We start from the raw sequence: 25,279 nt of genomic DNA on the forward strand, positions 1-25,279 counted from the left end.
TCTGCAGTGCAGCGCAACACGCAAGGCAAAAAAAAAACGCCCCGGCGGACCGGGGCGTTCTTCATCTTGCGTGACAGCAACCAGATCAGCGCTTGGCCAGATCCGGCACTTCGCGTGCGGCGGCGCCGTTGAATAGCTGGCGCGGACGACCGATCTTGTATTCCGGATCGGTGATCATCTCTTCCCACTGCGAGATCCAGCCCGGCGTGCGTGCCAGGGCGAAGATGCAGGTGAACAGCGAGGTCGGGATGCCCAGCGCGCGCTGCACGATACCCGAGTAGAAGTCCACGTTCGGGTACAGCTTGCGGCTGACGAAGTACTCGTCTTCCAGCGCGATCTTCTCGAGCTCCATGGCCAGCTTGAACAGCGGGTCGTTGTGCAGGCCCAGTTCGTTCAGCACTTCGTAGCAGGTCTCGCGCATCAGCTTGGCGCGCGGGTCGTAGTTCTTGTACACGCGGTGGCCAAAGCCCATCAGGCGCACGCCCGAGTTCTTGTCCTTGACCTGCTTGATGAACTCGCCGATGTTGTCGACGCTGCCGATTTCTTCCAGCATCTTCAGCGCGGCTTCGTTCGCGCCGCCGTGAGCCGGACCCCACAGGCAGGCCACGCCAGCGGCGATGGCTGCGAACGGGTTCGTGCCCGACGAACCTGCCAGACGCACGGTCGAGGTCGACGCGTTCTGCTCGTGGTCGGCGTGCAGGATGAAGATGCGGTCCAGCGCGCGCTCGAGCACCGGATTCACGGTGTACGGGGCGCACGGCGTGGCGAACATCATGCGCATGAAGTTGCCCGAGTAGGACAGGTCGTTCTGCGGGTAGATGTACGGCTGACCCATGGTGTACTTGTACGCCATGGCGACCAGGGTCGGCATCTTGGCGATCAGGCGGATGGCCGAGATCTCGCGCTGATGCGGATCATCGATGTCCATCGCGTCGTGGTAGAACGCGCTCATCGCGCCAACCAGGCCCGTCAGGACGGCCATCGGGTGCGCGTCACGGCGGAAGCCGCGCAGGAAGAACTGGAGCTGCTCGTGGACCATCGTGTGGTTCATCACCGAGTTCACAAACTCTTCCTTCTGCTTGGCGTTGGGCAGCTCGCCCTTCAGCAGCAGGTAGCAGGTCTCGAGGTGATCGCACTTCTGTGCCAGTTGCTCGATCGGGTAGCCACGGTACAGCAGTTCACCCTTGTCACCATCGATATAGGTGATCTTGGAGTTGCACGAAGCGGTCGACATGAACCCCGGGTCATAGGTGAACTTGCCGGTTTGTCCGTACAGCTTGCGAATGTCGATCACATCCGGGCCAACGGTGCCCTTGTAGATCGGCAGCTCAACGCTGGGGGAACCATCGGAAAACGATAGCGTGGCTTTCACATCGGACGGCGTCATGTCGGTTCCTTCAAATACTGTGAATAATAGTGTTGACCAAACTCAGACCGAACGCAGCAGGCTTACAACCCGTTGCATCGGGGGCGTGTCGAGCTCACCGTCCAGCTCCTTGCGGGCAAGCAGCAGGTCCATCAACTCGTTGTCGCCAAGCTCGAACAGCTCGCTCAGCGATGCCACGTCCTCGTCGGACAGGCTCTCCTCGTAACGGTTGAAAAAACGTTCGACGATGATGTCGTTCTCCAGAAGGCCGCGGCGGGCGCGCCAGCGTAGACGGGCACGTTTGTGCGGATCGGCCTGATGGGAGAAAGTGGTGGAAAGACTCATGGTCAGCCTTCTTGCGATCGGCGCGCCACCCGATTGATACCGCATCGGGCTGACGCGCCGCTTACTTCAACTACAGACTGTCTGTGTTCGTACGGATTCCGCCCGGTACGCACAAGGCAGTTTATACCGGCGGATTAAACAGCGCGGCGAACCATCAATTCCTTGATCTTGCCAATCGCCTTCGTCGGGTTGAGGCCCTTCGGGCACACATCGACGCAGTTCATGATGCTATGGCAACGGAACAGACGGTACGGGTCGTTCAGGTTGTCCAGCCGCTCGCTGGTGGCCTGGTCACGGCTGTCCGCGATAAAGCGGTAGGCCTGCAGCAGACCGGCCGGGCCAACGAACTTGTCCGGGTTCCACCAGAACGACGGGCACGACGTCGAGCAGCTTGCGCACAAGATGCACTCGTACAGGCCGTCCAGCTCGTCACGTTCCTGCGGCGATTGCAGACGCTCCTTCTCGGGCGGCGGCTCGTCGTTGATCAGGAACGGCTTGATCGAGTTGTACTGCTTGAAGAAGTTCGTCATGTCGACGATCAGGTCGCGCACCACGGGCAGGCCGGGCAGCGGACGCAGCACGATGCGGTCCGGCAGCTCGCGCATGTTCGTCAGGCAGGCCAGGCCGTTCTTGCCGTTGATGTTCATCGCGTCCGAGCCGCACACGCCTTCACGGCACGAGCGACGGAACGAGATCGTCTCATCGAGCTTCTTCAGCTTGACCAGCGCGTCCAGCAGCATGCGCTCGTGACCGTCGAGTTCCACCTCGTAGGTCTGCATGCGGGGCGCGGCGTCCTTGTCCGGATCGTAGCGGTAGACTTCGAAAATACGCTTCATTTCTGTGGGTCCTGTTTTCTCTACGACGCGGGTATCAGAACGTACGGGCCTTCGGCGGAACCGATTCCACCGACAGCGGTTGCATCTTCACCGGCTTGTAGTCGAGGCGGTTGCCTTCGCTGTAGAACAGCGTGTGCTTGAGCCAGTTCTCGTCGTCGCGATTCGGGAAGTCGCTATGGGCGTGGGCGCCACGCGATTCCTTGCGGGCTGCGGCCGATATCATCGTTGCCTTGGCAACTTCCACCAGGTTCGACACTTCCAGGGCTTCCACCAGCGCGGTGTTAAAGACCTTCGACTTGTCCTTCAGGTGGATGTTGTTGGCGCGCTCGGCCACTTCCAGGATGCGCTCGACGCCTTCGTCCATCAGCTTCTGCGTACGGAACACGCCGGCGTGCGATTGCATGTTGCGGCGGATATCGTTGGCCACGTCCTGGGTGTATTCACCCGAGGTCGTGCCCTGCAGCTTGGCCAGACGGGCCATGGCGCGGTCGGCGGCATCTGCCGGCAGCGGCTTGTGTTCCTTCTGCTTCATCGCGTTGGCGACGATGTGGTTACCGGCCGCACGGCCGAACACCACGAGGTCGAGCAGCGAGTTCGTGCCCAGGCGGTTGGCGCCGTGCACCGACACGCACGAGCATTCGCCGATGGCGTAGAAGCCGTTGACCACTTCGTTCGGGTTGCCGTTCTTCGGCACCACGACCTGACCGTGGAAGTTCGTCGGAATGCCACCCATCTGGTAGTGGATGGTCGGCACCACGGGGATCGGTTCCTTGATCGCGTCGACGTTGGCGAACTTCATGCCGATTTCGCGGATCGACGGCAGACGCTTCATGATCGTCTCGGCGCCGACGTGCGTCAGGTCGAGCAACACGTAGTCGCCGTTCGGACCGCAGCCGCGGCCTTCCTTGATTTCCTGGTCCATCGAACGCGACACGAAGTCACGCGGAGCCAGATCCTTCAGCGTCGGGGCATAGCGCTCCATGAAGCGCTCGCCATCCTTGTTACGCAGGATACCGCCCTCGCCGCGCACGCCTTCCGTGATCAGCACGCCCGCGCCGGCCACGCCGGTCGGGTGGAACTGCCAGAACTCCATGTCTTCCAGCGGGACGCCGGCACGTGCCGCCATGCCCAGGCCATCACCGGTGTTGATGAAGGCGTTGGTGGAAGCCGCGTAGATACGGCCGGCACCGCCGGTCGCGAACAACGTGGTCTTGGCTTCGAGGATATAGACTTCGCCGGTTTCCATTTCCAGCGCGGTCACGCCCAGCACGTCGCCGTCCTCGTCGCGGATCAGGTCCAGCGCCATCCATTCGACGAAGAAGTGGGTCTTGGCGCGAACGTTGCGCTGGTACAGCGTGTGCAGCAGCGCGTGACCGGTACGGTCAGCGGCCGCGCAAGCGCGTTGCACCGGCTTTTCGCCGTAGTTGGCGGTGTGGCCGCCGAACGGACGCTGGTAAATCGTGCCATCGGCGTTACGGTCGAACGGCATGCCGAAGTGTTCGAGTTCGTACACGACCTTCGGTGCTTCACGGCACATGAACTCGATGGCGTCCTGGTCGCCCAGCCAGTCCGAGCCCTTGATGGTGTCGTAGAAGTGATAGTGCCAGTTGTCTTCGCTCATGTTGCCGAGCGAAGCACCGATACCGCCCTGCGCCGCCACGGTGTGCGAGCGCGTCGGGAAAACCTTCGACAGCACGGCCACGTTCAGGCCGGCTTCCGCGAGCTGGAGGGATGCGCGCATCCCGGCGCCGCCCGCCCCGACGATGACCACGTCAAATTTGCGACGCGGCAATCCAGTCTTGACTGCGACCATTTATTACACCCTCCAGAGAATCTGAGCAGCGTAGCCCGCGCAACCGACGAGCCACAGAATCGTTAGAACTTGCAGCACGAGGCGCACGGCCATCGGCTTCACGTAGTCCATCCAGATATCGCGCACGCCGATCCACGCATGGAACAGCAGGGACAGGATGGTCAGGAACGTCAGGATCTTCATCCACTGATTGGCGAAGAGACCCGACCAGCCTTCGTACGAAGGGTTGCCGAAGGCGAGATACACAGCTGCGAGCACCACGGTGAACACCACCATGATGACCGCGGTAACGCGTTGCGCGAGCCAGTCTTTCAGACCGTAGTGCGCGCCGACAACCAGGCGCTTGGGACCAATATTATTGTTTGCCACCTTGATTCTCCTCAGAACAGACCGAACAGCTTCAGACCGAAGATCAGGGTGAGCAGCAGGCTGACCACCAGCACCGTGACAGCCGACTTGGCCGAGGCGGGCTTGGTTACGCCAACGTGCACATCGAGCAGCAGGAATCGGATGCCGGCACAGAAGTGATGCAGGTAACCCCAGATCAGGGCCAGGATCACAACTTTGATGAAGCCGTTGGACAGCAGGGCCGAGAACTTGGCGAAGCTCAGTTCGGAGGTGACGCTCTGCTCAAACAGGTACAGAACGAAAGGAAGGAGGAGGAACATCATTGCGCCGCTTACGCGATGCAGGATGGATACCTTGCCGGCCCAGGGCAACCGATAGCGCGAGATTTGCGCGATACCGATGTTCCGGAACTCCGGCCTGGCTTGTTTGACGGCTTCAGCCATGCGAGACCCCATTTGCGGTGAAAAGAAAACAGCAAAAGTACGACACTGCCATTGCTCCCAATTGCATTGGCGCGCCACAGCGGGTACCGTGGCTGCACCGGATTGCATCAAGCGTGTGGGTGACACTGGATGCAAATGAATGCAGTGGAGCAAATCCAGATGATTTTAGCGCCTTTGTTGCGCGGCGCACCAATAATTTTCGCCTATCGCGCACCAACACGGCGTGCCCGACAATCGCACGCGACAGTGTTTGTACCGTTTCAGGCGGGAAAAATCTGGCCATTCCATTCACGCTCGACAATGGTTGAAGCAGGTCCCATACACGCGCCACAATAATCGACGCCCTGGACCGCTCTCCCATCGCCATCGCGCATTAACTCAAGTCGTTTTGGTAATAGTGCCGCGTCGTGACATACAGACCGCGGCGGACTTCCACCGGGCGGTCACCATATGTGAATGAAACACGCTCCACCGATAGCAGCGGTGAGCCCGGTGCCACCGACAGCAATTCCGCCGCCGTATCATCGGCAACCACCGCACGGATCTTCTCCGTGGCGCGGATCATCCGCGTGCCGAACTCGCCCTCGAAGAGCGCGTACATCGGGCCCTTCCACTCGTTGAGCTTTTCGGCCGTCAGGCCCTTGAAGTTGGCGCCCAGCAGCCAGATCTCGTCCAGCACCGTGGCTTCATTCGAGAAAGTCAGCACGCGGCGGATCTGCACCACGCTATCGCCAGTGCGAATATCTAGCAGGCGGGCGATCTCGGCAGGCGCACGCAACCGCTTGCATTCGAGCACGCGGCTGGAGCCGTAATGGGGTTCGCCCTCGTCGGGTACCAGACGGAGGAAGCGGAATTTAACCACGTCCTCATAATGGGTAGTCACGAACGTGCCCTTGCCCTGACGACGCGCCACCAGATTCTCGGCGGCCAGTTCGTCGATGGCCTTGCGCACGGTGCCTTGGCTCACCTTGTAGCGGGCAGCCAGATCCATCTCGCTCGGAATCATTTCGCCCGGCTTCCACTCGCCCGTCTGCAGGCTTTGCATGATCAGGGCCTTGATCTGCTGGTAAAGTGGGCTGAAAGTCGGCGACGGCGCGGCCGTCGCGGGGGCGACTGCAGCGCCCGGCGCGTTCGTGGACGGCTGCGTCCCGGCGCCGCTTTGGGGGGCGCCCGATTCCGGCGCGCCATTGGCGGCGGCTGCGGGCAGGGACGTAGGCAGGGATGACATAGCCCGGATTCAACCACAAAAGCGAGAATCACGTCCAGCACGCTATGAAATGTCTTATGTCTTATATAAGACATATGAATTGACATCAATCAGGGCTCACCCTACACTCGCGCAGGTCCGTGCCGTTGCTCCCGAATACCCCTTTGCGGGATGCGACGCACCACTCAGCAGTAGTAGACTTACGCCTTGTCGCCCACGACGCCTGCACCTGGCCGGAAGCGCACTCTCGTTGCCCGGTCACGCGCGAATGCCCGCGGGTTCCGCGGCGGACGCCCGCCTGCCTTCGTGGCGACACGCGACCAGCACCCGGTGACGCGCCGGGCCGCTCCATACCCTGGAGACCCAAGCGCCACCGACCGGTTACCCCCTCTTTTCGTTTGGAGACTTACTCATGGCTAAAGCCCCAATGCGCGTCGCAGTCACCGGCGCCGCTGGCCAGATCGGCTATTCCCTGCTGTTCCGCATCGCCAACGGCGACATGCTCGGCAAAGACCAGCCGGTCATCCTCCAACTGCTCGATCTCCCGCAAGCCCAGGCCGCCGTCAAGGGCGTGGTGATGGAACTGGAAGACTGCGCGTTCCCGCTGCTGGCCGGCGTGGTCATTACCGACGACCCCAAGGTCGCCTTCAAGGATGCCGACGTTGCCCTGCTGGTGGGCGCGCGTCCGCGTAGCAAGGGCATGGAACGCAAGGACCTGCTCGAAGCCAACGCCCAGATCTTCACGGTGCAAGGCAAGGCCCTGGACGAAGTGGCCAGCCGCGACGTCAAGGTGCTGGTGGTCGGCAACCCGGCCAACACCAACGCCTACATCGCCATGAAGTCGGCGCCGAACCTGAAGCGCGAGAACTTCACCGCCATGCTGCGCCTGGACCACAACCGTGCCCTGTCGCAAATCGCCGCCAAGACCGGCAAGCCGGTGTCGTCGATCGAGAAGATGTTCGTCTGGGGCAACCACAGCCCGACGATGTACGCCGACTACCGCTACGCCACCGTCGACGGCAAAAGCGTCAAGGACATGATCAACGATCCGGTGTGGAACAACGACGTGTTCCTGCCGACCGTTGGCAAGCGCGGCGCCGCCATCATCGAGGCCCGTGGACTGTCGTCGGCCGCTTCGGCTGCCAACGCCGCCATCGACCACGTGCACGACTGGGTGCTGGGCTCGAACGGCAAGGTCGTTACGATGGGCATCCCGTCGAACGGTGAATACGGCATTCCGAACGATGTGATGTTCGGCTACCCGGTCACCACGGCCAACGGCAAGTACGAAATCGTCAAGGGTCTGGAAATTGACGCGTACAGCCAGGAGAAGATCAACATCACGCTCAAGGAACTGGAAGAAGAGCGTGCCGGCGTGCAACACCTGCTGGGCTGATCCTCCGCGAGCCACCCGCTCATGAAAGACCGGGGTTCCGCATCGATTCTCGAAAATCGGCGCGGACCCCGGTTTTTCTTTTGGGCGCGTAAATCCCATTTTTGAATAACCCTACATTTTCTCCGTATTTAACGTGCATCCATCCGAGGTCTTGTTTCAGGGCGAAGCCATTCCGGTGCAACTGCCGGTGTGTGACCACTATGCCGGTAGCGAAAAGCTCATGCGCAAATCGCTTGCCCTGCAGCAAGCGCTCGGGCCAGTGTTTGATATCACGTTCGACTGCGAGGACGGCGCAGCGGTCGGGCTCGAACGCCAGCACGCCACGCTGTGCGCGCAACTGATCAACAGTGCCGAAAATGCGCACAACCGCGTGGGCGTGCGCATCCACGACCCGGCGCACCCGGGCTGGCGCGAGGACGTCGACATCCTGGTGAGGACAGCCGGCGCCCGACTGGCCTATGTAGTGGTCCCGAAAGTGACCGACGTGGTGGAAGTGGCCCGCGTGACCGATCACGTGAACCAGGTGGCGCGCGCGTCCGGCATTGCCCGCCACATCCCGATACACGTGCTGATTGAGACACATTCGGCGCTCGAGCAAGTCTTCGACATCGCCTCGCTCGTACAGGTGGAGTGCCTGAGCTTCGGCCTGATGGATTTTGTCTCGGCGCACCACGGCGCGATTCCGGGCGAGGCCATGCGCTCGCCGGAGCAGTTCGAGCATCCGCTGATCCGCCGGGCCATGCTCGAGATTTCGGCAGCCTGCCACCGCCATGGCAAAGTGCCGTCACACAATGTCAGCACCGATGTGCAGAACCCCCAACGCTCGGGCGACGACGCATACCGGGCGCGCGCCGAATTCGGCTATCTGCGTAAATGGAGCATTCATCCGGGCCAGATCGAACCGATTGTGTCGGCCTTCCGCCCCGGGAACAGCGAGATCGGCGCGGCAAGCCAGATCCTGCTCGCGGCGCACGAGAACAACTGGGCGCCGATCCGCCACGACGGCCAACTCCATGACCGCGCAAGCTATCGCTATTACTGGTCGCTGCTGCAGCGTGCCCATGCCACTGGCACGAAACTGCCCTCGCCGGTGACGGAGTTGTTCTTCGACTGACACCAGTCCGAAACGCGGACTGCTCATTTTTGCCCTGAAGTGGCCGATGACAAACCGTCCGCGGACAATTGTGTAACCAATGACCGACGGGCTTCGCCCCGTGGGGCAAATCGTAGAGAATAGCGGCGGAAAGTTGTAGCCGGAGCGCCCCCCGGCGCTCCCCAGCGGACCGTACGACTAACAGCCGTTTTTGATTATTCAGAAAACCGGAAGGAAGACACAATGAAACACATCGTGCTGGCCGCCTGCCTTGGCGCCCTGACCCTGACATCCGCCGGCGCCGCGCTGGCCCAGGAACCGGCCAAGAAACCGGCCGCTACCAAGAAGACGGCCTCGAAGAAGACCACCAAGAAGACCGAGGCAGCCGCCCCGGTTGAAGCGCCGGCCGGCGAAAAGTGGCAATGCGAACTGGGCCATGCGCTCTACATCACCGGCAACATGCAGCGTGACGAGGTGATCGGCGTGAACTGGGAAGGCAAGGTCTACCGCCTGCCGCGCCAGAACACCGTGACCGGCGCCGACCGCTACTTCGACCAACGCACCGGCATGGATCTGGTGGTGATCCCGAGCAAGGCCATGCTGTTCAACCGGAACCTCGGTCAGCGCCTGGCGGACGAATGCCAGACGGCAGACATGCAGGCCGGCGGCTCCGCGCCGACCGTTGCCGGCGCGCTGCGCGCCCCGGTGGCCACGCCGCTGCTGGTGGCTCCGTCGCAACCGGCCCAGCCGGCAGATGCGCAACCCGCATCCGCACAATCCGCACCGAAGCAATAATTCCGCAGTAAAGTCCTGTTTTACCTTTGCCTGACCCGCTCGGGGTCAGGCCGAGTCGTGGTAACGGTGCGCGTCCGGTCCCGCCGGCCGCGCCGCTTGCATGGCGGCGGAACCCAATCGCGCACCGGGGTCTTAAGAATAAGAATGTTCAGAAGCGTCCCGCGTCACCCTTCGATTGGAGTCAGGCAATGCCCCACAATCTCAATAACACCCTGAAAGAATTCAAGCTCGGCACTGGCGGCCGCGGCCAGTACTATTCCCTGCCCCAGCTGGGCAAGGCCCTGGGCGTGAAGATCGAACGCCTGCCGGTGTCGATTCGTGTGGTCCTGGAATCCGTGCTGCGCAACTGCGACGGCAAGAAGGTGACCGAGGAACACGTCCGCCAACTGGCCAACTGGAAGCCGAACGCCGAGCGCGTGGATGAAATCCCGTTCGTCGTGGCCCGCGTGGTGCTGCAGGACTTCACGGGCGTGCCGCTGCTGGCCGACCTGGCTGCCATGCGCAACGTGGCCGAGAAGATGGGCAAGAACCCGAAGAAGATCGAGCCGCTGGTTCCCGTGGACCTGGTGGTCGATCACTCGGTGCAGATCGACCACTTCCGCGAAAAGAACGCCCTGGACCTGAACATGCAACTGGAATTCAAGCGCAATAACGAGCGCTACCAGTTCATGAAGTGGGGGATGCAGGCATTCGACACCTTTGGCGTGGTGCAGCCCGGCTTCGGCATCGTGCACCAGGTCAACCTGGAATATCTGGCGCGCGGCGTGCACAAGAAGGATGGCGTCTATTATCCGGACACCCTCGTCGGCACCGATTCCCACACCACGATGATTAACGGCATTGGCGTAGTCGGCTGGGGCGTGGGAGGTATCGAGGCCGAAGCCGGCATGCTGGGCCAGCCGGTCTACTTCCTGACCCCGGACGTGGTGGGCGTGGAACTGAAGGGCCGACTGCGCGAAGGCGTAACGGCCACCGATCTGGTGCTGACCATCACCGAGATGCTGCGTCGCGAAAAGGTCGTCGGCAAGTTCGTGGAATTCTTCGGCGAAGGCACGGCCAGCCTGACCACGCCGGACCGCGCCACGATCGGCAACATGGCGCCCGAGTACGGCGCGACGATGGGCTTCTTCCCGGTCGACGAGAAGACGATCGACTATTTCCGTGGCACGGGCCGCACCGACGAGGAAATCGCCGCGTTCGAGGGCTACTTCCGCGCCCAGAAAATGTTCGGCGTTCCGCGCGCTGGCGAGATCGACTACAGCAAGACGTTGACGCTGGACCTGGGCGCCGTGGCCCCGTCACTGGCCGGCCCGAAGCGCCCGCAGGACCGTATCGAGATTGGCCACGTCAAGGAAACGTTCAAGTCGCTGTTTGCCAAGCCAGTGGCCGAGAACGGTTTCAACAAGGACGTCGCAGACCTGGACCGCGAGTACACGAACGCCGACGGCGTGAAGGTGCACAACGGCGATGTGCTGATTGCCGCGATCACGTCGTGCACGAACACGTCGAACCCCAGCGTGCTGCTGGCCGCCGGTCTGCTGGCCAAGAAGGCCGTGGAAGCTGGCCTGAAGGTCGCGCCGCACATCAAGACGTCGCTGGCCCCTGGCAGCCGCGTGGTCACGGAATACCTGAAGGCCGCCGGCCTGCTGCCGTACCTGGACAAGCTCGGCTTCGGCGTCACCGCGTACGGCTGCACCACCTGCATCGGTAACGCCGGCGACCTGACCCAGGCGCTCAACGACACGATCGTGCAGAACGACATCGTGGCCGCCGCCGTACTGTCGGGCAACCGCAACTTCGAAGCTCGGATCCACCCGAACATCCGCGCCAACTTCCTGGCATCGCCGCCGCTGGTGGTGGCTTATGCCATCGCCGGCAACGTCACGCGCGACCTGATGACCGAGCCAGTGGGCAAGGGCAAGGGTGGCAAGGACATCTGGCTGGGCGACATCTGGCCGACGTCGGAAGAAATCCATGCGCTGCTGAAGTACGCGATGGACGCCAAGACGTTCAAGGGCAACTACGAGCAGGTCAGGAAGCCGAGCAAGCTGTGGGCGGCAATCAAGGGCACGAAGGGCCAGGTCTACGACTGGCCGAAGTCGACCTACATCGCCGAGCCGCCGTTCTTCCAGGACTTCGCGCTCGAGCCGACCGGCGAAGCCGTGACCGTCCGTGGCGCCCGCGCGCTGGGCGTGTTCGGCGACTCCGTGACGACCGACCATATCTCCCCGGCCGGTTCGATCAAGGACACCTCACCTGCCGGCAAGTACCTGCTGTCGCATGGCGTGCTCAAGGCCGACTTCAACAGCTACGGCTCGCGCCGCGGCAACCATGAGGTGATGATGCGCGGCACGTTCGCCAACGTCCGCATCAAGAACCTGATGATCCCGGTCAAGGCCGACGGCTCCCGCGTGGAAGGCGGCATCACGCTGCACCAGCCCACCGGTGAGGAATTGTCGATCTATGACGCCGCGATGAAGTACATTGCCGAAGGCACGCCCACAGTGGTGTTCGGTGGCGAAGAGTACGGCACCGGCTCGTCGCGCGACTGGGCGGCCAAGGGCACCCAGCTGCTGGGCGTGAAGGCCGTGATCGCACGCAGCTTCGAGCGTATCCACCGTTCGAACCTGGTGGGCATGGGCGTGCTGCCGCTGCAGTTCAAGGGCAACGACAGCGTGCAGTCGCTCGGCATCGTCGGCAACGAAACCTTCGACGTGGAAGGCATCGAAGGCGACCTGAAGCCGCAGCAGGACGTGACGCTGGTCATCCACCGCGCCAACGGCGACACGCAACGCGTACCGGTGCTGCTCCGCATCGACACGCCGATCGAGGTCGACTACTACAACCACGGCGGCATCCTGCCGTTCGTGCTGCGTCAACTGCTGGCCGCCTGATTCGCCAGCCGCTGACCGAAACCGCCGTCCCGGCTTGCAAAGCGGGGCGGCGGTTTTGTTTTTGCGGGTAATCCCCACCCCGTCGCGTAAGTTTTGCGCAAGCCTGCACTGCCAGACTCGCCCCACACGGATTCAGCGTGACTTATACCAAGACAAAGACGGAGACATCACATGGTGAAGATTCTGATCGCTTTTGTAGTCGTGGCGGGCGCCTGCCTGTACTTGCTGACCAAGGGCGGCGGCGAGGTTTCGATGGCTGGCGAGTCGCACAGCACCGAATCGCACGCACCGGCGGCTCAAAAGTAATCCAACAATGCAAACAACAGCCTGATTGAGGGTTCGCGAGGACTGCACCCGCCTGCGCAACGAGTAGAATACCGTTTTACGAAAAACGGACGTTCTCTACATATATGGCAGGTTTTCGCCCCAAGTCTTCCGCCAGACTCTCTCCTGACGCCGAACGGCTGGTGGCCGACGCGCTCGCCCTGGATGCATCGGGCAGCCGCATGGAGGACGGGTATTGGGAGCGTCGGCTGTCGCAGCGGCTCCATCGCCTGCTGAAAAACGGCAGCCAGACCGCGCTCGACGCCGCGCTCGAACACCTGTTCAAGCACAACGCCGATGCGTCCGACGTGCTGGCCGAACAGGCCGAAACCCTGGCCGAATCGGCCACCATCGAAGTCGACGGCGCCAAGCTGGATGTGCTGCTGATCGCGGCACCGATCCTGGCCCATACACGCTACGCGATTCCATCGGGCGCGCTGAAGCCGGAACTGGCCCAGACGCTGGCCGTGCATCTGCAGGCGCATGTGCTGGCCACCGGCACCAAGGTGGCGCTGTCGCCGTACCTCTACAGCATCGACCAACTGCCGCGCAGCCATAGCGACACCTTCGCCCTGACCCACAAGCTGGCTACTGCCGCACTGGCCGGGACCATGCCGAAGGTGGACCTGCGTGATCTGCCCGAAACCGCGCCGATCCTGGCCGATCCGCGCTACCTGCTGGCCGTGGTGGTGGCCCCGCACGAAGGCGCGCTGTTCCGCTGGCAGGAAGATGCCAAGGAGCACCACGCCGAGCGTTCGGTGTGCCTCGAACAGTGGCGCCAGCAGGTGCAGCCGACCGTCGCGCTCCTGCTGCCCGGCTGCGAGTTCGAACTGCTGCTGCCGGATGCCTTCTTCCTGTCCTGCCGCGAATCGGACAAGAGCATCCGTCCGCTGACCGTGCGCGCCGCCGTGAACTACCTGTGCGGCACGCTCGATGTGCCGGCCGGCCAACTGGCCGCCGTGGTGGCCGGGTTCGGCGAGGAAGTGGTTGAGGAATATCGCGTCGGCTTCACGATGCGTGGCGAGAAGGAAGTGATCTACGGCATCGTCTGGCCTGTCTATGGCCGCGAAGCTGGCGAGGCCGATGCCGAGGAAAAGGGCAATCCGGTCGAGCAGATCTGCGAGGAGCTGCGCAACGCCGGTGTCGAGGACATCTTCCGCCATGCGGCGCTGTTCGATCCCGAGTATTGCGAGGATTGCGGCACCCCGCTCTACGCGGACCGCTCCGGCGAAATCGTCCACGCGGAACTGCCCGAGGACGCGCCGACGCAACAGCCGCTGTTCCACTGACCGCGCAGTCCGAAAATGAAAAACCCGCCAGATCTGGCGGGTTTTTCATTTCATCCGACGCTCATCGAACACTCATCGAACACTCACGCAGCGCCACAAGCCATGCCCTGACGCCGCGTACTTGCGTTCGAACGGCGTCATCGGCGCCTCCGGCTGCCACGATTCGGTTTGCGCCGGGCGCCCCACCATCGTCAGCGCGGCCGAGAACTCGTCGATGTAGATCTTCCAGTTGCTGCGGCATTCGAGATAGTCACCGCACGCCGCCAGCGCGGGAAATACGGCGTGCCCATGCCAGCGCCGGCTCAAATGGCCAATCTTGGGCCACGGGTTCGGATACAGCACATAGTGCCGCGTGACCCGCACACCGGCGCTCTGCACCAACCGCCAGAAATCGACCAGATCCGCGCGTGCCCAATGGAAATTCTCGGGCAGGGGTGCATCCCACCAGTCCTTGCCGGCCGTCAGGCGCTTTTCCGATTGATCCACACCGATGACATAGTGATCCGGAAATGCCGTGGCGAGACGCAACGTGCTTTCCCCGACACCGCAGCCCGCATCGAGAATCAGCGGCGCGCTACCCGCCCGCTGCCACGCGTCGATGGCCGCATCGAACGCGTGCTGGCTCGGCGCGCCAATCGGCTTGCGGAATGGCTCGGCCAGATGACGCTCCACCAGCGTGGCCAGATGCTCATGGATATCGGACTGTGCCGACGAAATCGTGCGGGAATTGGCAAACATGGCCGCGATTGTACTGGGTCTGCAACGATGTATAGTTACCGGCACAATATGGCCGAACACCGTACGAGGAGCCCACCGATGATCCGCCGCACGCTGCTGCAAGCATCCCTTTCGATTGCGTTGAGCGCCACCGCGCTCACGCTGTTGCCCGCCCAGGCGGCTCATGCCGAAGACCTGCGCATCGGCCTGGCCGCCGACGTGACGTCCATGGACCCGCACTGGAACAACTCGGGCCCGAACAACGCCATCGCACTCCATATCTTCGAGTCGCTGGTGTTCATGGACAAGAACGCGCGCTACATTCCCGGCCTCGCGCTGTCGTGGAAGCCGCTCAACGCGATCACGTGGGAGATCAAGCTCCGCCCGAACGTGAAATGGCATGACGGCTCGCCGTTCACGAGCGAGGACGTCAAGGCGTCACTGGAGCGGCCCGAGAAGCTGACTAACGCGCCGGGGTCGTTCACCAGCTACACCAAGCCGATCGCCCGCATCGACACGCCCGACCCGCTGACCGTGCGCCTGACCATGAGCGTGCCGAACTATGCGAACCTGGCCAACGATCTGAACAGCGTGCCGATCATGCCGAAGAAGATCGCCGCGAACCTGACCCAGGCCGATTTCGATTCAGGCAAGGCGATGATCGGCACGGGTCCGTTCAAGTTCGTGCGCTTCGCGCGCGGCCAGGAAATCGTGATGGCGAAGAATCCCGACTACTGGGGGCCAAAGCCCGAATGGGACCGCGCAATCTTCCGGATCCTGACCGACAACGGCGCGCGCTCGGCCGCCCTGCTGGCCGGCGATGTGGATGTGATCGAAAGCGTGCCATCCGCCGACGTGGCGAAGCTCAAGCAGAACCCGAAATTCAAGATCGAGCAGACCGTGTCGTGGCGCACGATCTTCTGGCAGATGGACCAGTCACGCGACAACCCGCCGTTCGTCACAGACAAGGCAGGCAAGCCGCTCGGCAAGAATCCGTTCAAGGATGCGCGCGTGCGCGCGGCGATCAGCAAGGCCCTCAACCGCGACGCCATCGTCAGCCGCATCATGGAAGGCCTGGCGGTGCCGGCCTCGTCGATCGTCTCGCCGCAGATCTTTGGCCATCCTGGCACCAAGCCGGACGCCTATGACGTGGAAGGCGCGAAGAAGCTGCTGGCCGCCGCAGGATATCCGGACGGTTTCGGCCTGACGCTGCACGCCACGAACAATCGCTATCTGAATGACGCCCAGGTGGCGCAGGCCACGGCCGGGATGCTGACGCGTATCGGCATCCAGACCAAGGTTGAGACGCTGCCCGTGGCCACGTACTTCACGCGCGCGCGCCAGGGGGACTTTGCATTCGAGATGCTAGGCTGGGGATCGGCCGCTGCCGACGTGGCGCTGCGCTCGATCACGGGTACTCCAAACCCGAAGACCGGCTACGGCACGTGGAACTGGGGCAAGTACAGCAATCCGCAGCTCGATCAACTGATCGAGAAATCGCTGACGACGATCTCCAGCGACAAGGCCCGCGAGGAGAATGCCCGCGCGGCGGCCAGGTTCGCGCTGGCCGACCACGCGATCATCCCGTCGCACAGCCAACTGGCGATGTGGGCGATGCGCAAGGGCCTGCGCTATGAGGCGCGCACCGACGAGTGGTCGCTCGCGCAGTTCTTCCATAAGGAATGATGGTGGCCTGACTCCCCTCTCCCACCGGGTGGGAGGGGGAGAAAAAGCGCGACTTCAGATCACCAGCCGTTCTTCCTGCCGCGCATTCGCCGCGCGCAGCTTCTTCACCCAGTCCTTCGCCGGCAGCTTCGTGGTGGACTCCACCACTTCCGCCCTCGCCTCCAGCGTTTCCCAAGACACGTCGATCGCCGGCCCGTTGAATGCCAGCGCGATGACGTTGCCGTCATGCACCTCGGGGAACACCAGCACGCGATTGTCAAACGCATCGCAAATACGCACGATATTCTTCGGGAAACTCTCGTGGTCTCCGAACAGGTTGATCGTCATCACGCCAGGCGCCTTGAGCACGCGACGGCAGGCACGATAGAACGCCGTGGTGTCGAGGACCGGGCCACGCGCGGTGGCGTCGTACAGGTCGACTTGCAATGCGTCGATCGACGCTGTCTGCGCGCCATCCATCACGAAGTCCCATGCGTCCTGCTCGCGCACGGTCAGACGCGCATCGTCCTCGCGCAGACCGAACATGCTGCGGCCGGCCACGATCACGGCGGGATTCAACTCGACCGCCGTCACCTTCGCGCGCGCGAACTGGCGATGGCAGAACTTGGTCAGCGCGGCAGCGCCCAGGCCCAGCTGCGCCACGTGGAAATCCGCAGCCGACGGCGACAGGAACAGCAGCCACGCCATCATCTGCTGGGCGTACTCGAGCTCGATCGCATCGGGCTTGCGCAGGCGCATCGCGCCCTGCACCCACTCGGTGCCGAAATGGAGATAGCGCACGCCATCCATTTCCGAGAACGTCACTGGCGCGAAGCGCGGCGTCATGCGCTTCTCGCCGGCATTGTCGACATCGACGGCGTCGCCGGACAGCTTCCTGCGCGAGGTTTCACGTTCGCCGCGCGCGGGGCGGCGTGAGGCCACGGCCTCGATAGATTTGCGTTTCAAAAGCGTCATGGAGGAATACAACGCGCTCAAGGCGCGGATCATTGGCCCAGCGCGACCTGCGCGCGCTGGAGCCATTCGCGATTGTGCTCGCGGGCGTGACGCGGCCAGTGGCGCGCGTCGTGAACAATTTCCGAGTACAGCGACTTGGCGCGCTCGCGGTCGGCTGCATCACCCTGGCGGGAAAGCCAGTCGGCATACAGACAGCGCGGCGCGGCATCGCTGGCGCAGGTCAGCGCGCGCTCGAAGGCGTCGCGCGTGCCGGGCGCATCGAGCGCGGACAGCGCACGCGCGTAAAGCAATGCGGGTTCGGCCTGGTCGCGCGCCTGCGGATGCGCGGCAAACAGCTTCTCAAGCGTCGCCTGCGCATCGGCATGGCGGCCCGTGGCAACCTGGGCGCGCGCCAGCCCCTCAAGCAAGGCCGAATCGGACGCAAACGGGCCGTTGGCTGCAGCCTGATAGTGCTCGAGCGCCTCGGCCGCATTGCCCACTTCCAGCAAGGCAGCGCCCAGGCGCATGCGGTGATCGACAGTCGGCGCCCGGTCAAATGCCTCGCGCGCTTCGCGCACGGCCCGGTTCGGATCGACGATTTGCTTGATCGCCCGCGACGCTGCCCGCGCCCCGCGCGAATCGCGCAGGCTCGGCAAGTAAACGGCGAAGAAATAGACGATGCTGCCCAGGCCGGGGAACAGGAATAGCAGCAGCAACCAGTACATGTTCTGGTGGGTGCGAACGGCGTGCACGGCGAAGAAAATCGCCACGATCACGTGCAGGCCGATGCCGCCGATACCGAGATTGGACATATCAAATCAATCCTGAAGAAGAACGACCGGAAGAATGCATGGCCGCGATTGTGACAGATGCCGAAGGAAGCCAGTAGGACAGCGGCGATGGCACTAAAGTTTTGCCGGCGCCGGCCGATCAACGGATAGGCTCTCTTCCGATCGGAAACCAGAACATGACATCTATCACCAGCGTTACACCGCAGGTCTTCACCGCCAGTGGCGCCGCAGTCACCACTTCGGCGTCGCAGGACGGCACGGACAGCACGGGCAAGGCCAGCGCACAGGATTCCAGCGCGTCGGCAAACGGCCGGGTAAACGGCGCCGCATTCAGCGGCAAGGCTGGCGGCGCCGGCGGCGCTGCGGGTGCCGGCGGCACGGACAGCTCCAGCAGCAGCGACACCGAATCGGCGGTCATCAAGGCGATCAAGCAGCAGATCGAAACGCTTCAGAAACTGCTGGCCACCCAGATGCAGCAGCTCCAGGCGGCGCAGAACGCCAAGACCGACGAAAGGACCAAGGCGAGCACCGTCGCTACCCTGCAAGGCGCCGTGTCCTCCACCAACGCCGCGCTGTCGCAGGCGTACGCCAAGCTGGCCGAGGCCATGCAGCAAGAGAGTGGCTCGAGCACCGGCGGTGTGGTCAATACGACGGCCTGAGGGGCTCTTCCGCTTCTAGCCGCCAAGCAGCTTCCGATCAAAAATTGTCGCCTGGCTGGGTATCGCCCGGCAGGCGACAACTGCCCTCCACTCAGCGCAGCAAAGATCATATGTAACAGCCCTTGATCTTCATTTAACCAATGAGTTAAATGAGCGCATGCCCAATTCCGACGACCCGCTCTCCTCGGTTTTCGCCGCCCTGGCCGACCCCACCCGTCGCGCGATTCTTGCGCGGCTGGCGGAAGGTGAAGCCCCTGTGAGCGAACTCGCCCGTCCGTTCGACATGTCGGCTCCAGCCATCTCCAAGCACCTGCGTGTGCTGGCCGATGCTGGGCTGATCGAGCGGGAAGTCAACGCGCGTTGGCGCATCTGTCACTTGCGCCCCGGTGCGCTTCGCGACGCGCATGGCTGGCTGGAAACGTATCGGCGGCATTGGGAGGACAACCTCGACAGGCTCGTCGCCTTTGTCGAGCAGGCGCATACCGTCACCGATGACAAGGGGTTCAAGTCATGACCGAAGCTGCTACGTTTCATCTGGAGATGACCCGCCAGATTCGCGCGCCGCGCGAACGGGTCTTCGATGCGTTCACGGACCAGGCGGCGCTCGCGGCCTGGCATTGCCCGCGCGGCATGCGCGTGCTGGAAGCCAGCGCCGATGCACGGGTCGGCGGGCGCTATCGGCTTGTGATGGGTGGCCGTGACGGGTCGCAGCACATGGTCGGCGGCGAGTACCAGAAGATCGACCGCGCCAATTTCCTGGCCTACACCTGGCAGTGGGAAGGTGGCGAGTTGCCCGAAGGCACCCGCACGCTGATCGAGGTGACCCTGACAGACAAGGACGGCGGCACGCTCCTGCACATGCGTCACAGCGGTTTCCCGGACACCGCCACACGCGATGCGCACACCAGCGGCTGGCAATCGGTATTCAACCGTCTGAGCGACTACGTGGATGCCGAAGGCAGCGCGGGTACCGTCACCGTCTATGGCGATGGCCGCAGCACCTATGTCCGCACCGTGCGCATGGCGCTGGCAGAGAAAGGCATTGCGTACAAGCTCGATCCTCTGACGCCGCGGGACCCCGAGTTGCTGAAGCACAACCCGTTCGGCCGCATTCCGGCCTTCACCGACGGCCCGCTGGAGTTCTTCGAGACACGCGCCATCCTGAGCTATATCGAGGAAGCATTCGATGGCCCAAGCCTGATCTCGCAGGCCGGCCCCACGGCCCGCGCACGCTGCGAGCAATGGATCAGCCTCATCAACTGCCACGCGTATGACGCCATGGTGCGCCGCTACGTGCTGCAGTACGTCTTCCCGAGCGGCGAGAACGGCCAGCCTGACCGCAAGACGATCGACGCCGCCCTGCCCGACATCGCCAAACAGCTCGATGCGCTCGAGCATGCCTATGGCGGTCGCGATTTTCTGGCGGGCAACACGCTGACGATGGCCGATCTGTTCTTCGCCCCGATCGTGGAGTACCTGGGACGCTTTCCGGAAAGTGCCGCGATGCTGGAATCACGCCCGAACATCCGGCGCGCTCACGCAGCGATGCGGGCACGGCCCAGCTACGCGGCCACACAGCCGAACTTCGGCTAGCCAGAGCCCCAACCAGCGGGTAGCGGAAAGCGGGAGGCGCCGGCCTCCCGCTTTCCCGTCCGTCAGTTGTTCTCAGGCCGTTTCGGCTGAGACGCTGCGCCAACGGACTTGCGCACCTTCGCTACCTGGTCCGCGCTGACCGGCGGCGCCTGATTCCCCCAACTCGTCCGCACGAACGTCAGCACATCGGCGATATCCCGATCCGTCAGACGCTTGGCGAATCCGGGCATCCCGTAGTGCGTCGGGCCGGTCTTCGTCCACGGCATCTCACCACCCACCAGGACGATGTGGATCAGCGACGTTGGATCGTTGCTGTTCACGGTTGAGCTGAGCGCGATCCTCGGGAACGTACTCTCGTAGCCACTGCCACTCGTGCGGTGGCATGCGGCGCAGTTGTCGACGAAAGTCAGCGCGCCGTTGCTGCGATCCGTTCCGGCGCGCAGCTTGTCCGTCGCACTGGCATTCGCCGTCAACACGGCCGCACTGGGATTCACTGGCGCCAGCGTCTTCAGGTATGCCGCAATCGCCGTCAGATCAGCATCGTTCACGTGCTGCATGCTGTTCTCGACCACTTCCGACATGCCGCCGAATGCCGCTGAATGCTTGGTGCGCCCGCTCTTCAGGAACGCGAAGATCTCGTCCTGCGTCCACGTACCGAGACCATCCTTCCCGTCGCCGCGTAGATTCTTCGCCAGGAAGTTATCGATCACGCCTCCCGAGAGATAGGTCTTGCCGTCATCGCTCAGCGCCTTCTCCTGCAACCCCCAGCCACGAGGCGTGTGACAGGCGCCGCAGTGCGCGAGCCCCTCCACCAGATAGCGGCCGCGCGCCACCGGGTCATTGGATACCGGCGGGTCGTCGGTGGCCACCTCCGGGGCGAAAGCCATGCGCCAGAAACGCAATGGCCAGCGCATCGACAGCGGCCATGGAATATCGGTCGCCTTGTTGGCCCGCTCGATTGGCTGCACACCACGCATGAAGTACGCGTATAGCGCCTGCATGTCGGACGGCTTCACCTTCGCATACGAGGCATAGGGCATGGCCGGGTACAGCGTGGAGCCGTCCCTGGCTATGCCGTGGCGCACGGCGCGATCGAAATCGTCGTAGCTGAACTTGCCGATGCCGGAGCTTTTGTCCGGCGTGATGTTGGTCGAATAGATCCGGCCAATCGGCGATTCAATACCAAGACCGCCTGCGAACGGCTTGCCGTTCTTCGCCGTGTGGCACGCCGCGCAGTCGGCCACCGTCGCGAGATAGCGGCCTCGCTCGACCAGTTGCGCATCGGCGCCCGACACTTGCGCGGCAGTCGCCGAATCGCCCTGCCGGTCATCGGCGAACGCGCCGATGGTCCACGCCGACGCCGCCAGCAGCGCCGACACCGCCACCACCATTGTTGCTTTCTTGCTTGCTTTCATGGCCATCACCTCAAGCCTGAACCAGCGGCGCCGGGTGCTTCAAGTACTGCTCGCGGATAGCCTTCGCGGAGTGATAGGCAAGCGCGGCTACCAGACCGGTCGGGTTGTAGCCCATGTTCTGCGGGAACGCCGAGGCGCCCATGACGAACACGTTGTGTACATCCCAGCTCTGCAGATACTTGTTGACCACGCTGGTCTCGGGCGACGACCCCATCACTGCGCCGCCTGTCGTGTGCGTGGACTGATAGACGCGCGTGTCGTAGTGCTGGCCCTTCTTGCGGATGGCCTTGTAGTACGCCTCGGGCTTCATCGCCTTGGCCACCTCTTCCATGCGGGTGCCCATGTAATCCAGCATGGCGTACTCGTTGTCGTGCCAGTCGAAAGTCATGCGCATCAGCGGCAGGCCATTGGCGTCGCGGTACGTCGGATCGAGATCGAGGTACGCATCGCGATATGGCATGACCGAGCCCGAAATGCCGATCGTCATATAGCGCTGGTACGCATCGACCACACCCGCTTTCCACTTGCTGCCCCACGCTGGCGTGCCGGGGACAGTCGGCGTCTGCTTGATGGGCCGGCCGCCATAACGTATATGGCGAATACTCGCCCCGCCGAGAAAGCCGAGCGGGCCATGATCGAACTGGTCGCCATTCAAGTCATCCAGCCCTACCCCGCCGGCACCTGTCCCGATGAACGGATTGAGCAGCGTGCCCTTGGGCAGCATCACGTTGACCGCGCCGTTCATCTGATACGCGTAGTTGCGGCCAACGACACCCTTGCCGGTTTTCGGGTCATACGGCGTACCGATGCCAGAGAGCAACAGCAGACGCACGTTGTGCAACTGGTACGCCGCGACGATCACGAGATCGGCGGGTTGCTCGACCTCTCGCCCCTGGGCGTCGATGTACAGCACGCCGGTCGCGCGCTTCTTGTCGGAATCGAGCAGGATCCTGGTGACTTGCGCCTTCGTGCGCAACTCGAAGTTGGGTTTCTTCAGCAGGACCGGCAGGATCGTCGTCTGCGGTGACGCCTTCGAGTACATGTAGCAGCCGAAGTCCTCGCAGAAGCCGCAGAAATTGCACGGCCCAAGGCGCACGCCGTAGGGATTCGTATAGGGCTCGGACGTATTCGCCGCCGGTGCCGGGTACGGGTGGAAGCCCGCCTCGCGCGCGGCTTTCTCAAACAGTTGCGCGCCGAGCGAATTCTTCAGCGCCGGGGTCGGGTACTCGCTCGACCGGTGGCCTTCGAGCGGATTGCCGCCCGGCTGGATCTTGCCATTCAGGTTGCCGGCCGTCCCCGACGTGCCGAACACTTTCTCGGCGAAGTCGAAGTGTGGCTCGAGTTCGTCGTACGTGACACCGAAGTCCTGCACCTGCATCCCTTCGGGAATGAACTTCTTGCCATAGCGATCCACGTAGCGGCTGCGCAACTGCAGTTCTTCCGGCAGAACGCGATAGTGCATGCCGTTCCAGTGAAAGCCCGCGCCGCCCACGCCATTGCCAAGCAGGAACGAGCCGTTCTGCCGATACGGCACCGCCAGGTCGTCCACGCCGTGACGGATCGTGACCGTCTCCCGGGAGAGATCCTGAAACAACTCTCCGCGCACGACGTACTTCAGTTCGTCGACGACTTTCGGATACTCGGCATCGATCGGGGTATCGCGCATCGCGCCACGTTCGAGCGCCACGACGTCGAGCCCCGCATCGGTCAGTTCCTGGGCGAGAATCGCGCCAGTCCAGCCGAAACCGATCACCACGCAATCGACCTTGTCCTTCTTGATCGCCATGCTTATCCCCTCCGTCCGTCGATCGACACCGGACCATAGGGATACTTCACCCCTGGCTGATCGATCCAGTCCGCGAAATCCGCCCGTGCGCCGGGGAAGCCGACCATCTTCCAGCCCACCATGCCCTTGTTGCCGCCGTAGATCGGATCGGCAAAGAAGCCCTCTTTCGTGTTGTTCAGCAGATAGGAGAAGAACGTCCTGACCGGTACCGCATCGAACGAGAGCTTGGCGTGTTCCATCTGGCCAAGCACGCTTTCCTGGTCTTCCTTGGAGAGATCGGCAAATGCCTTGCCGCCGTACTGTTTCTTGCAGTATTCGTCGCAAGCCTTCACGCCGAGACGATATATGTCGCGCGGTGCGAGATTCATCTGGAAGCCAAGCTCTGCGGGCACATCGGGATGAAATGGCCCCTGCATGTACCAGAGCTTGCCGTGCCCGTAGGGCGTGTCCATCTGCCGGTCGATATATTCCGGAACGCCCGCTTTAAGCGCACCCGGCCCCAATTCATCCTCGGGAATCAGCCGGTCGACCGCCGCCTGTACGAATTTCCATTCGTCGGCAGTGAAATAGTTAGGCTTGTAGGGCCCGACATTTCCGGCATTTGCGGACTGCGGCCCGGGAGACTCCGAGCACGCGGATTGTGATATCGCTGCACCTGTCGCAACGGATGCAGCGGGCACGACTGCCAGCATCTGCCGAAAAAATCGGCGACGCGGTTCTTGTTCCTGGGACATGGTCGTCTTCTCGTGTGGGGTACTTCGTGATGCCTTGGGGAAAAAAACGAAACACGTGGTGGAGCCTTGCACCATTAAAGAAACGGTCATACCTGGGCGAGCATGACCGAATCATTGACTTATCAATTGAATATGATAGTCAATGATTCGACCGAGGATTCTGAATATTTCCAGTAGGCGAATTGATTTTTTTGAATCGGGTGCCCGATTTGCGTTGCATCAAATCGAGGTCTCGCCTACGTACGAGCGCGTGTGCCAACCATGCGCTGGAGATGCGCACGGCCGTACGGCAGAATTCAGCGTCGACGGATCAGTCGAGCCAGTCGCGCAGGCTCTCCCAGGCCTTGCGTTTTTCCGCATAGGCCAGCGTGTAAGCCGGGCTGCTCGATGGCAATCGGAGGATCGCATGGCGATCGCCATGGTCCCGAAGCGTCTTCTCGCCGATCTTCGCGGCGGTGCCGCCATTGAATGCGATGGCCTTGAGCGTCGGCAGCGTCGCGATCAGGCCGATCAGATCGTTGCCCTGATGATCGCGGATGCTGCTATCGAGGCTGCCCTCGCGCCGTGCCTCGGCCACAACGTCCCACAGGCCGACGCGATGGCCGAGCAGTGTCTGCAATCTAGCTTCGTACTCGAGGCCGACCAGATCGACGCCGAGCACATCGCTCATCAAATGCCAGAAACGATTCTGCTTGTGCGCGTAATAGCGTGACTGCGCGAGAGAGACTTCGCCCGGCAGGCTGCCGAGCACAAGCACGCGAGTGTGAATGTCGACGACCGGAGGAAAGCAGCGCTTGGTGGTCATCGGGAAGAGGT

At 62.8% G+C, this 25,279-nt stretch carries 25 protein-coding genes; 11 read left to right on the top strand and 14 right to left on the bottom strand.

Translation table 11 applies throughout. The annotated features are described in order from the left end of the window. Window positions 1-85 precede the first annotated feature (85 nt). From gltA to sdhC, 6 genes are all read right to left on the bottom strand, one after another. Complete coding sequence (gltA, locus tag K6G35_RS11285; RefSeq protein ID WP_008649364.1) at window positions 86-1,387, bottom strand: citrate synthase; 1,302 nt, start codon at window positions 1,385-1,387, stop codon at window positions 86-88. A gap of 42 nt (window positions 1,388-1,429) precedes the next feature. Then, window positions 1,430-1,711: an FAD assembly factor SdhE gene (locus K6G35_RS11290; protein ID WP_008649362.1), complete on the bottom strand. Its 282-nt coding sequence runs from the start codon at window positions 1,709-1,711 to the stop codon at window positions 1,430-1,432. 134 nt (window positions 1,712-1,845) lie between these two features. After that, the gene (locus tag K6G35_RS11295) at window positions 1,846-2,547 is read right to left on the bottom strand and encodes a succinate dehydrogenase iron-sulfur subunit (RefSeq protein ID WP_008649360.1); all 702 of its coding nucleotides are present in this window, start codon (window positions 2,545-2,547) and stop codon (window positions 1,846-1,848) included. A gap of 34 nt (window positions 2,548-2,581) precedes the next feature. Continuing rightward, a complete protein-coding gene (gene sdhA / locus K6G35_RS11300) occupies window positions 2,582-4,360 on the bottom strand; it encodes a succinate dehydrogenase flavoprotein subunit (RefSeq protein WP_008649356.1) in 1,779 nt (592 codons plus the stop codon). Window positions 4,361-4,363: 3 nt separating this feature from the next. Further along, window positions 4,364-4,729, bottom strand: a complete 366-nt coding sequence (sdhD, locus tag K6G35_RS11305) for a succinate dehydrogenase, hydrophobic membrane anchor protein (RefSeq protein ID WP_008649354.1) — start codon at window positions 4,727-4,729, stop codon at window positions 4,364-4,366. 11 nt (window positions 4,730-4,740) lie between these two features. Next, window positions 4,741-5,151: a succinate dehydrogenase, cytochrome b556 subunit gene (gene sdhC, locus K6G35_RS11310; protein ID WP_008649352.1), complete on the bottom strand. Its 411-nt coding sequence runs from the start codon at window positions 5,149-5,151 to the stop codon at window positions 4,741-4,743. Between the two features lie 17 nt (window positions 5,152-5,168). Between sdhC and K6G35_RS11315 the strand changes: the two genes are divergently transcribed. Next, on the top strand, window positions 5,169-5,459 hold the full coding sequence (locus tag K6G35_RS11315; protein ID WP_152415047.1) for a hypothetical protein: 291 nt from the start codon (window positions 5,169-5,171) through the stop codon (window positions 5,457-5,459). 65 nt (window positions 5,460-5,524) lie between these two features. On the opposite strand, the gene K6G35_RS11320 is transcribed toward K6G35_RS11315, so the two are convergent. After that, entirely contained in the window at window positions 5,525-6,379 is an 855-nt protein-coding gene (locus K6G35_RS11320) for a GntR family transcriptional regulator (protein WP_008649351.1), read from the bottom strand. Between the two features lie 391 nt (window positions 6,380-6,770). Between K6G35_RS11320 and K6G35_RS11325 the strand changes: the two genes are divergently transcribed. From K6G35_RS11325 to K6G35_RS11350, 6 genes are all read left to right on the top strand, one after another. After that, window positions 6,771-7,754, top strand: a complete 984-nt coding sequence (locus K6G35_RS11325; RefSeq protein WP_008649349.1) for a malate dehydrogenase — start codon at window positions 6,771-6,773, stop codon at window positions 7,752-7,754. 133 nt (window positions 7,755-7,887) lie between these two features. Beyond that, window positions 7,888-8,868 (top strand): HpcH/HpaI aldolase/citrate lyase family protein, encoded by a 981-nt coding sequence (locus K6G35_RS11330; RefSeq protein ID WP_286881728.1) that lies wholly within the window; start codon window positions 7,888-7,890, stop codon window positions 8,866-8,868. Window positions 8,869-9,090: 222 nt separating this feature from the next. Next, window positions 9,091-9,642: a hypothetical protein gene (locus K6G35_RS11335; protein WP_008649346.1), complete on the top strand. Its 552-nt coding sequence runs from the start codon at window positions 9,091-9,093 to the stop codon at window positions 9,640-9,642. 188 nt (window positions 9,643-9,830) lie between these two features. Then, window positions 9,831-12,536 carry an aconitate hydratase AcnA gene (acnA, locus tag K6G35_RS11340; RefSeq protein ID WP_008649344.1) on the top strand — a complete coding sequence of 902 codons (2,706 nt, stop codon included), beginning with the start codon at window positions 9,831-9,833 and terminating at the stop codon, window positions 12,534-12,536. A gap of 171 nt (window positions 12,537-12,707) precedes the next feature. Beyond that, a complete protein-coding gene (locus K6G35_RS11345; protein ID WP_008649342.1) occupies window positions 12,708-12,842 on the top strand; it encodes a hypothetical protein in 135 nt (44 codons plus the stop codon). Window positions 12,843-12,946: 104 nt separating this feature from the next. Beyond that, window positions 12,947-14,149 (top strand): DUF2863 family protein, encoded by a 1,203-nt coding sequence (locus K6G35_RS11350; protein ID WP_008649341.1) that lies wholly within the window; start codon window positions 12,947-12,949, stop codon window positions 14,147-14,149. 72 nt (window positions 14,150-14,221) lie between these two features. Here the strand turns inward: K6G35_RS11350 and trmB are convergent, their stop codons facing one another. After that, window positions 14,222-14,887 carry a tRNA (guanine(46)-N(7))-methyltransferase TrmB gene (gene trmB, locus K6G35_RS11355; protein ID WP_286881729.1) on the bottom strand — a complete coding sequence of 222 codons (666 nt, stop codon included), beginning with the start codon at window positions 14,885-14,887 and terminating at the stop codon, window positions 14,222-14,224. A gap of 78 nt (window positions 14,888-14,965) precedes the next feature. On the opposite strand from trmB, the gene K6G35_RS11360 reads away from it, so the two are divergent. After that, complete coding sequence (locus tag K6G35_RS11360; protein WP_008649339.1) at window positions 14,966-16,552, top strand: ABC transporter substrate-binding protein; 1,587 nt, start codon at window positions 14,966-14,968, stop codon at window positions 16,550-16,552. Between the two features lie 54 nt (window positions 16,553-16,606). On the opposite strand, the gene K6G35_RS11365 is transcribed toward K6G35_RS11360, so the two are convergent. Together K6G35_RS11365 and K6G35_RS11370 are read right to left on the bottom strand one after the other, a co-directional pair. Beyond that, window positions 16,607-17,506 carry a class I SAM-dependent methyltransferase gene (locus tag K6G35_RS11365; protein WP_286881730.1) on the bottom strand — a complete coding sequence of 300 codons (900 nt, stop codon included), beginning with the start codon at window positions 17,504-17,506 and terminating at the stop codon, window positions 16,607-16,609. Between the two features lie 29 nt (window positions 17,507-17,535). Beyond that, window positions 17,536-18,297 carry a hypothetical protein gene (locus tag K6G35_RS11370; RefSeq protein ID WP_186424920.1) on the bottom strand — a complete coding sequence of 254 codons (762 nt, stop codon included), beginning with the start codon at window positions 18,295-18,297 and terminating at the stop codon, window positions 17,536-17,538. 155 nt (window positions 18,298-18,452) lie between these two features. Between K6G35_RS11370 and K6G35_RS11375 the strand changes: the two genes are divergently transcribed. The 3 genes from K6G35_RS11375 (at window position 18,453) to K6G35_RS11385 (ending at window position 20,528) form a co-directional block, all read left to right on the top strand. Then, on the top strand, window positions 18,453-18,935 hold the full coding sequence (locus K6G35_RS11375) for a hypothetical protein (protein ID WP_008648070.1): 483 nt from the start codon (window positions 18,453-18,455) through the stop codon (window positions 18,933-18,935). 157 nt (window positions 18,936-19,092) lie between these two features. Continuing rightward, window positions 19,093-19,449: an ArsR/SmtB family transcription factor gene (locus K6G35_RS11380; protein ID WP_008648072.1), complete on the top strand. Its 357-nt coding sequence runs from the start codon at window positions 19,093-19,095 to the stop codon at window positions 19,447-19,449. After that, a complete protein-coding gene (locus K6G35_RS11385; RefSeq protein WP_008648074.1) occupies window positions 19,446-20,528 on the top strand; it encodes an SRPBCC domain-containing protein in 1,083 nt (360 codons plus the stop codon). Before K6G35_RS11380 ends, K6G35_RS11385 begins: the two co-directional genes overlap by 4 nt. A gap of 62 nt (window positions 20,529-20,590) precedes the next feature. Here K6G35_RS11385 and K6G35_RS11390 read toward each other — a convergent pair whose 3' ends face one another. The 4 genes from K6G35_RS11390 to K6G35_RS11405 all read right to left on the bottom strand — a co-directional run bounded on the left by K6G35_RS11390 (window position 20,591) and on the right by K6G35_RS11405 (window position 25,268). Next, on the bottom strand, window positions 20,591-21,943 hold the full coding sequence (locus K6G35_RS11390; protein ID WP_495675740.1) for a c-type cytochrome: 1,353 nt from the start codon (window positions 21,941-21,943) through the stop codon (window positions 20,591-20,593). 10 nt (window positions 21,944-21,953) lie between these two features. Beyond that, complete coding sequence (locus tag K6G35_RS11395; protein WP_495675741.1) at window positions 21,954-23,729, bottom strand: GMC family oxidoreductase; 1,776 nt, start codon at window positions 23,727-23,729, stop codon at window positions 21,954-21,956. Window positions 23,730-23,731: 2 nt separating this feature from the next. After that, complete coding sequence (locus K6G35_RS11400; protein WP_040011119.1) at window positions 23,732-24,463, bottom strand: gluconate 2-dehydrogenase subunit 3 family protein; 732 nt, start codon at window positions 24,461-24,463, stop codon at window positions 23,732-23,734. 310 nt (window positions 24,464-24,773) lie between these two features. Beyond that, a complete protein-coding gene (locus tag K6G35_RS11405; RefSeq protein WP_495675742.1) occupies window positions 24,774-25,268 on the bottom strand; it encodes a DNA-deoxyinosine glycosylase in 495 nt (164 codons plus the stop codon). Window positions 25,269-25,279 lie beyond the last annotated feature (11 nt).

Source organism: Cupriavidus sp. HY129 (assembly GCF_059492215.1).

Excerpts from the sequence above, each read along its gene's own strand:
- gltA (WP_008649364.1), bottom strand. The coding sequence starts at position 1,387 with ATGACGCCGTCCGATGTGAAAGCCACGCTATCGTTTTCCGATGGTTCC.
- K6G35_RS11290 (WP_008649362.1), bottom strand. The coding sequence starts at position 1,711 with ATGAGTCTTTCCACCACTTTCTCCCATCAGGCCGATCCGCACAAACGT.
- K6G35_RS11295 (WP_008649360.1), bottom strand. The coding sequence starts at position 2,547 with ATGAAGCGTATTTTCGAAGTCTACCGCTACGATCCGGACAAGGACGCC.
- sdhA (WP_008649356.1), bottom strand. The coding sequence starts at position 4,360 with ATGGTCGCAGTCAAGACTGGATTGCCGCGTCGCAAATTTGACGTGGTC.
- sdhC (WP_008649352.1), bottom strand. The coding sequence starts at position 5,151 with ATGGCTGAAGCCGTCAAACAAGCCAGGCCGGAGTTCCGGAACATCGGT.
- K6G35_RS11320 (WP_008649351.1), bottom strand. The coding sequence starts at position 6,379 with ATGTCATCCCTGCCTACGTCCCTGCCCGCAGCCGCCGCCAATGGCGCG.
- K6G35_RS11325 (WP_008649349.1), top strand. The coding sequence starts at position 6,771 with ATGGCTAAAGCCCCAATGCGCGTCGCAGTCACCGGCGCCGCTGGCCAG.
- K6G35_RS11335 (WP_008649346.1), top strand. The coding sequence starts at position 9,091 with ATGAAACACATCGTGCTGGCCGCCTGCCTTGGCGCCCTGACCCTGACA.
- acnA (WP_008649344.1), top strand. The coding sequence starts at position 9,831 with ATGCCCCACAATCTCAATAACACCCTGAAAGAATTCAAGCTCGGCACT.
- K6G35_RS11345 (WP_008649342.1), top strand. The coding sequence starts at position 12,708 with ATGGTGAAGATTCTGATCGCTTTTGTAGTCGTGGCGGGCGCCTGCCTG.
- K6G35_RS11350 (WP_008649341.1), top strand. The coding sequence starts at position 12,947 with ATGGCAGGTTTTCGCCCCAAGTCTTCCGCCAGACTCTCTCCTGACGCC.
- trmB (WP_286881729.1), bottom strand. The coding sequence starts at position 14,887 with ATGTTTGCCAATTCCCGCACGATTTCGTCGGCACAGTCCGATATCCAT.
- K6G35_RS11360 (WP_008649339.1), top strand. The coding sequence starts at position 14,966 with ATGATCCGCCGCACGCTGCTGCAAGCATCCCTTTCGATTGCGTTGAGC.
- K6G35_RS11365 (WP_286881730.1), bottom strand. The coding sequence starts at position 17,506 with ATGACGCTTTTGAAACGCAAATCTATCGAGGCCGTGGCCTCACGCCGC.
- K6G35_RS11370 (WP_186424920.1), bottom strand. The coding sequence starts at position 18,297 with ATGTCCAATCTCGGTATCGGCGGCATCGGCCTGCACGTGATCGTGGCG.
- K6G35_RS11375 (WP_008648070.1), top strand. The coding sequence starts at position 18,453 with ATGACATCTATCACCAGCGTTACACCGCAGGTCTTCACCGCCAGTGGC.
- K6G35_RS11380 (WP_008648072.1), top strand. The coding sequence starts at position 19,093 with ATGCCCAATTCCGACGACCCGCTCTCCTCGGTTTTCGCCGCCCTGGCC.
- K6G35_RS11385 (WP_008648074.1), top strand. The coding sequence starts at position 19,446 with ATGACCGAAGCTGCTACGTTTCATCTGGAGATGACCCGCCAGATTCGC.
- K6G35_RS11390 (WP_495675740.1), bottom strand. The coding sequence starts at position 21,943 with ATGAAAGCAAGCAAGAAAGCAACAATGGTGGTGGCGGTGTCGGCGCTG.
- K6G35_RS11395 (WP_495675741.1), bottom strand. The coding sequence starts at position 23,729 with ATGGCGATCAAGAAGGACAAGGTCGATTGCGTGGTGATCGGTTTCGGC.
- K6G35_RS11400 (WP_040011119.1), bottom strand. The coding sequence starts at position 24,463 with ATGTCCCAGGAACAAGAACCGCGTCGCCGATTTTTTCGGCAGATGCTG.
- K6G35_RS11405 (WP_495675742.1), bottom strand. The coding sequence starts at position 25,268 with ATGACCACCAAGCGCTGCTTTCCTCCGGTCGTCGACATTCACACTCGC.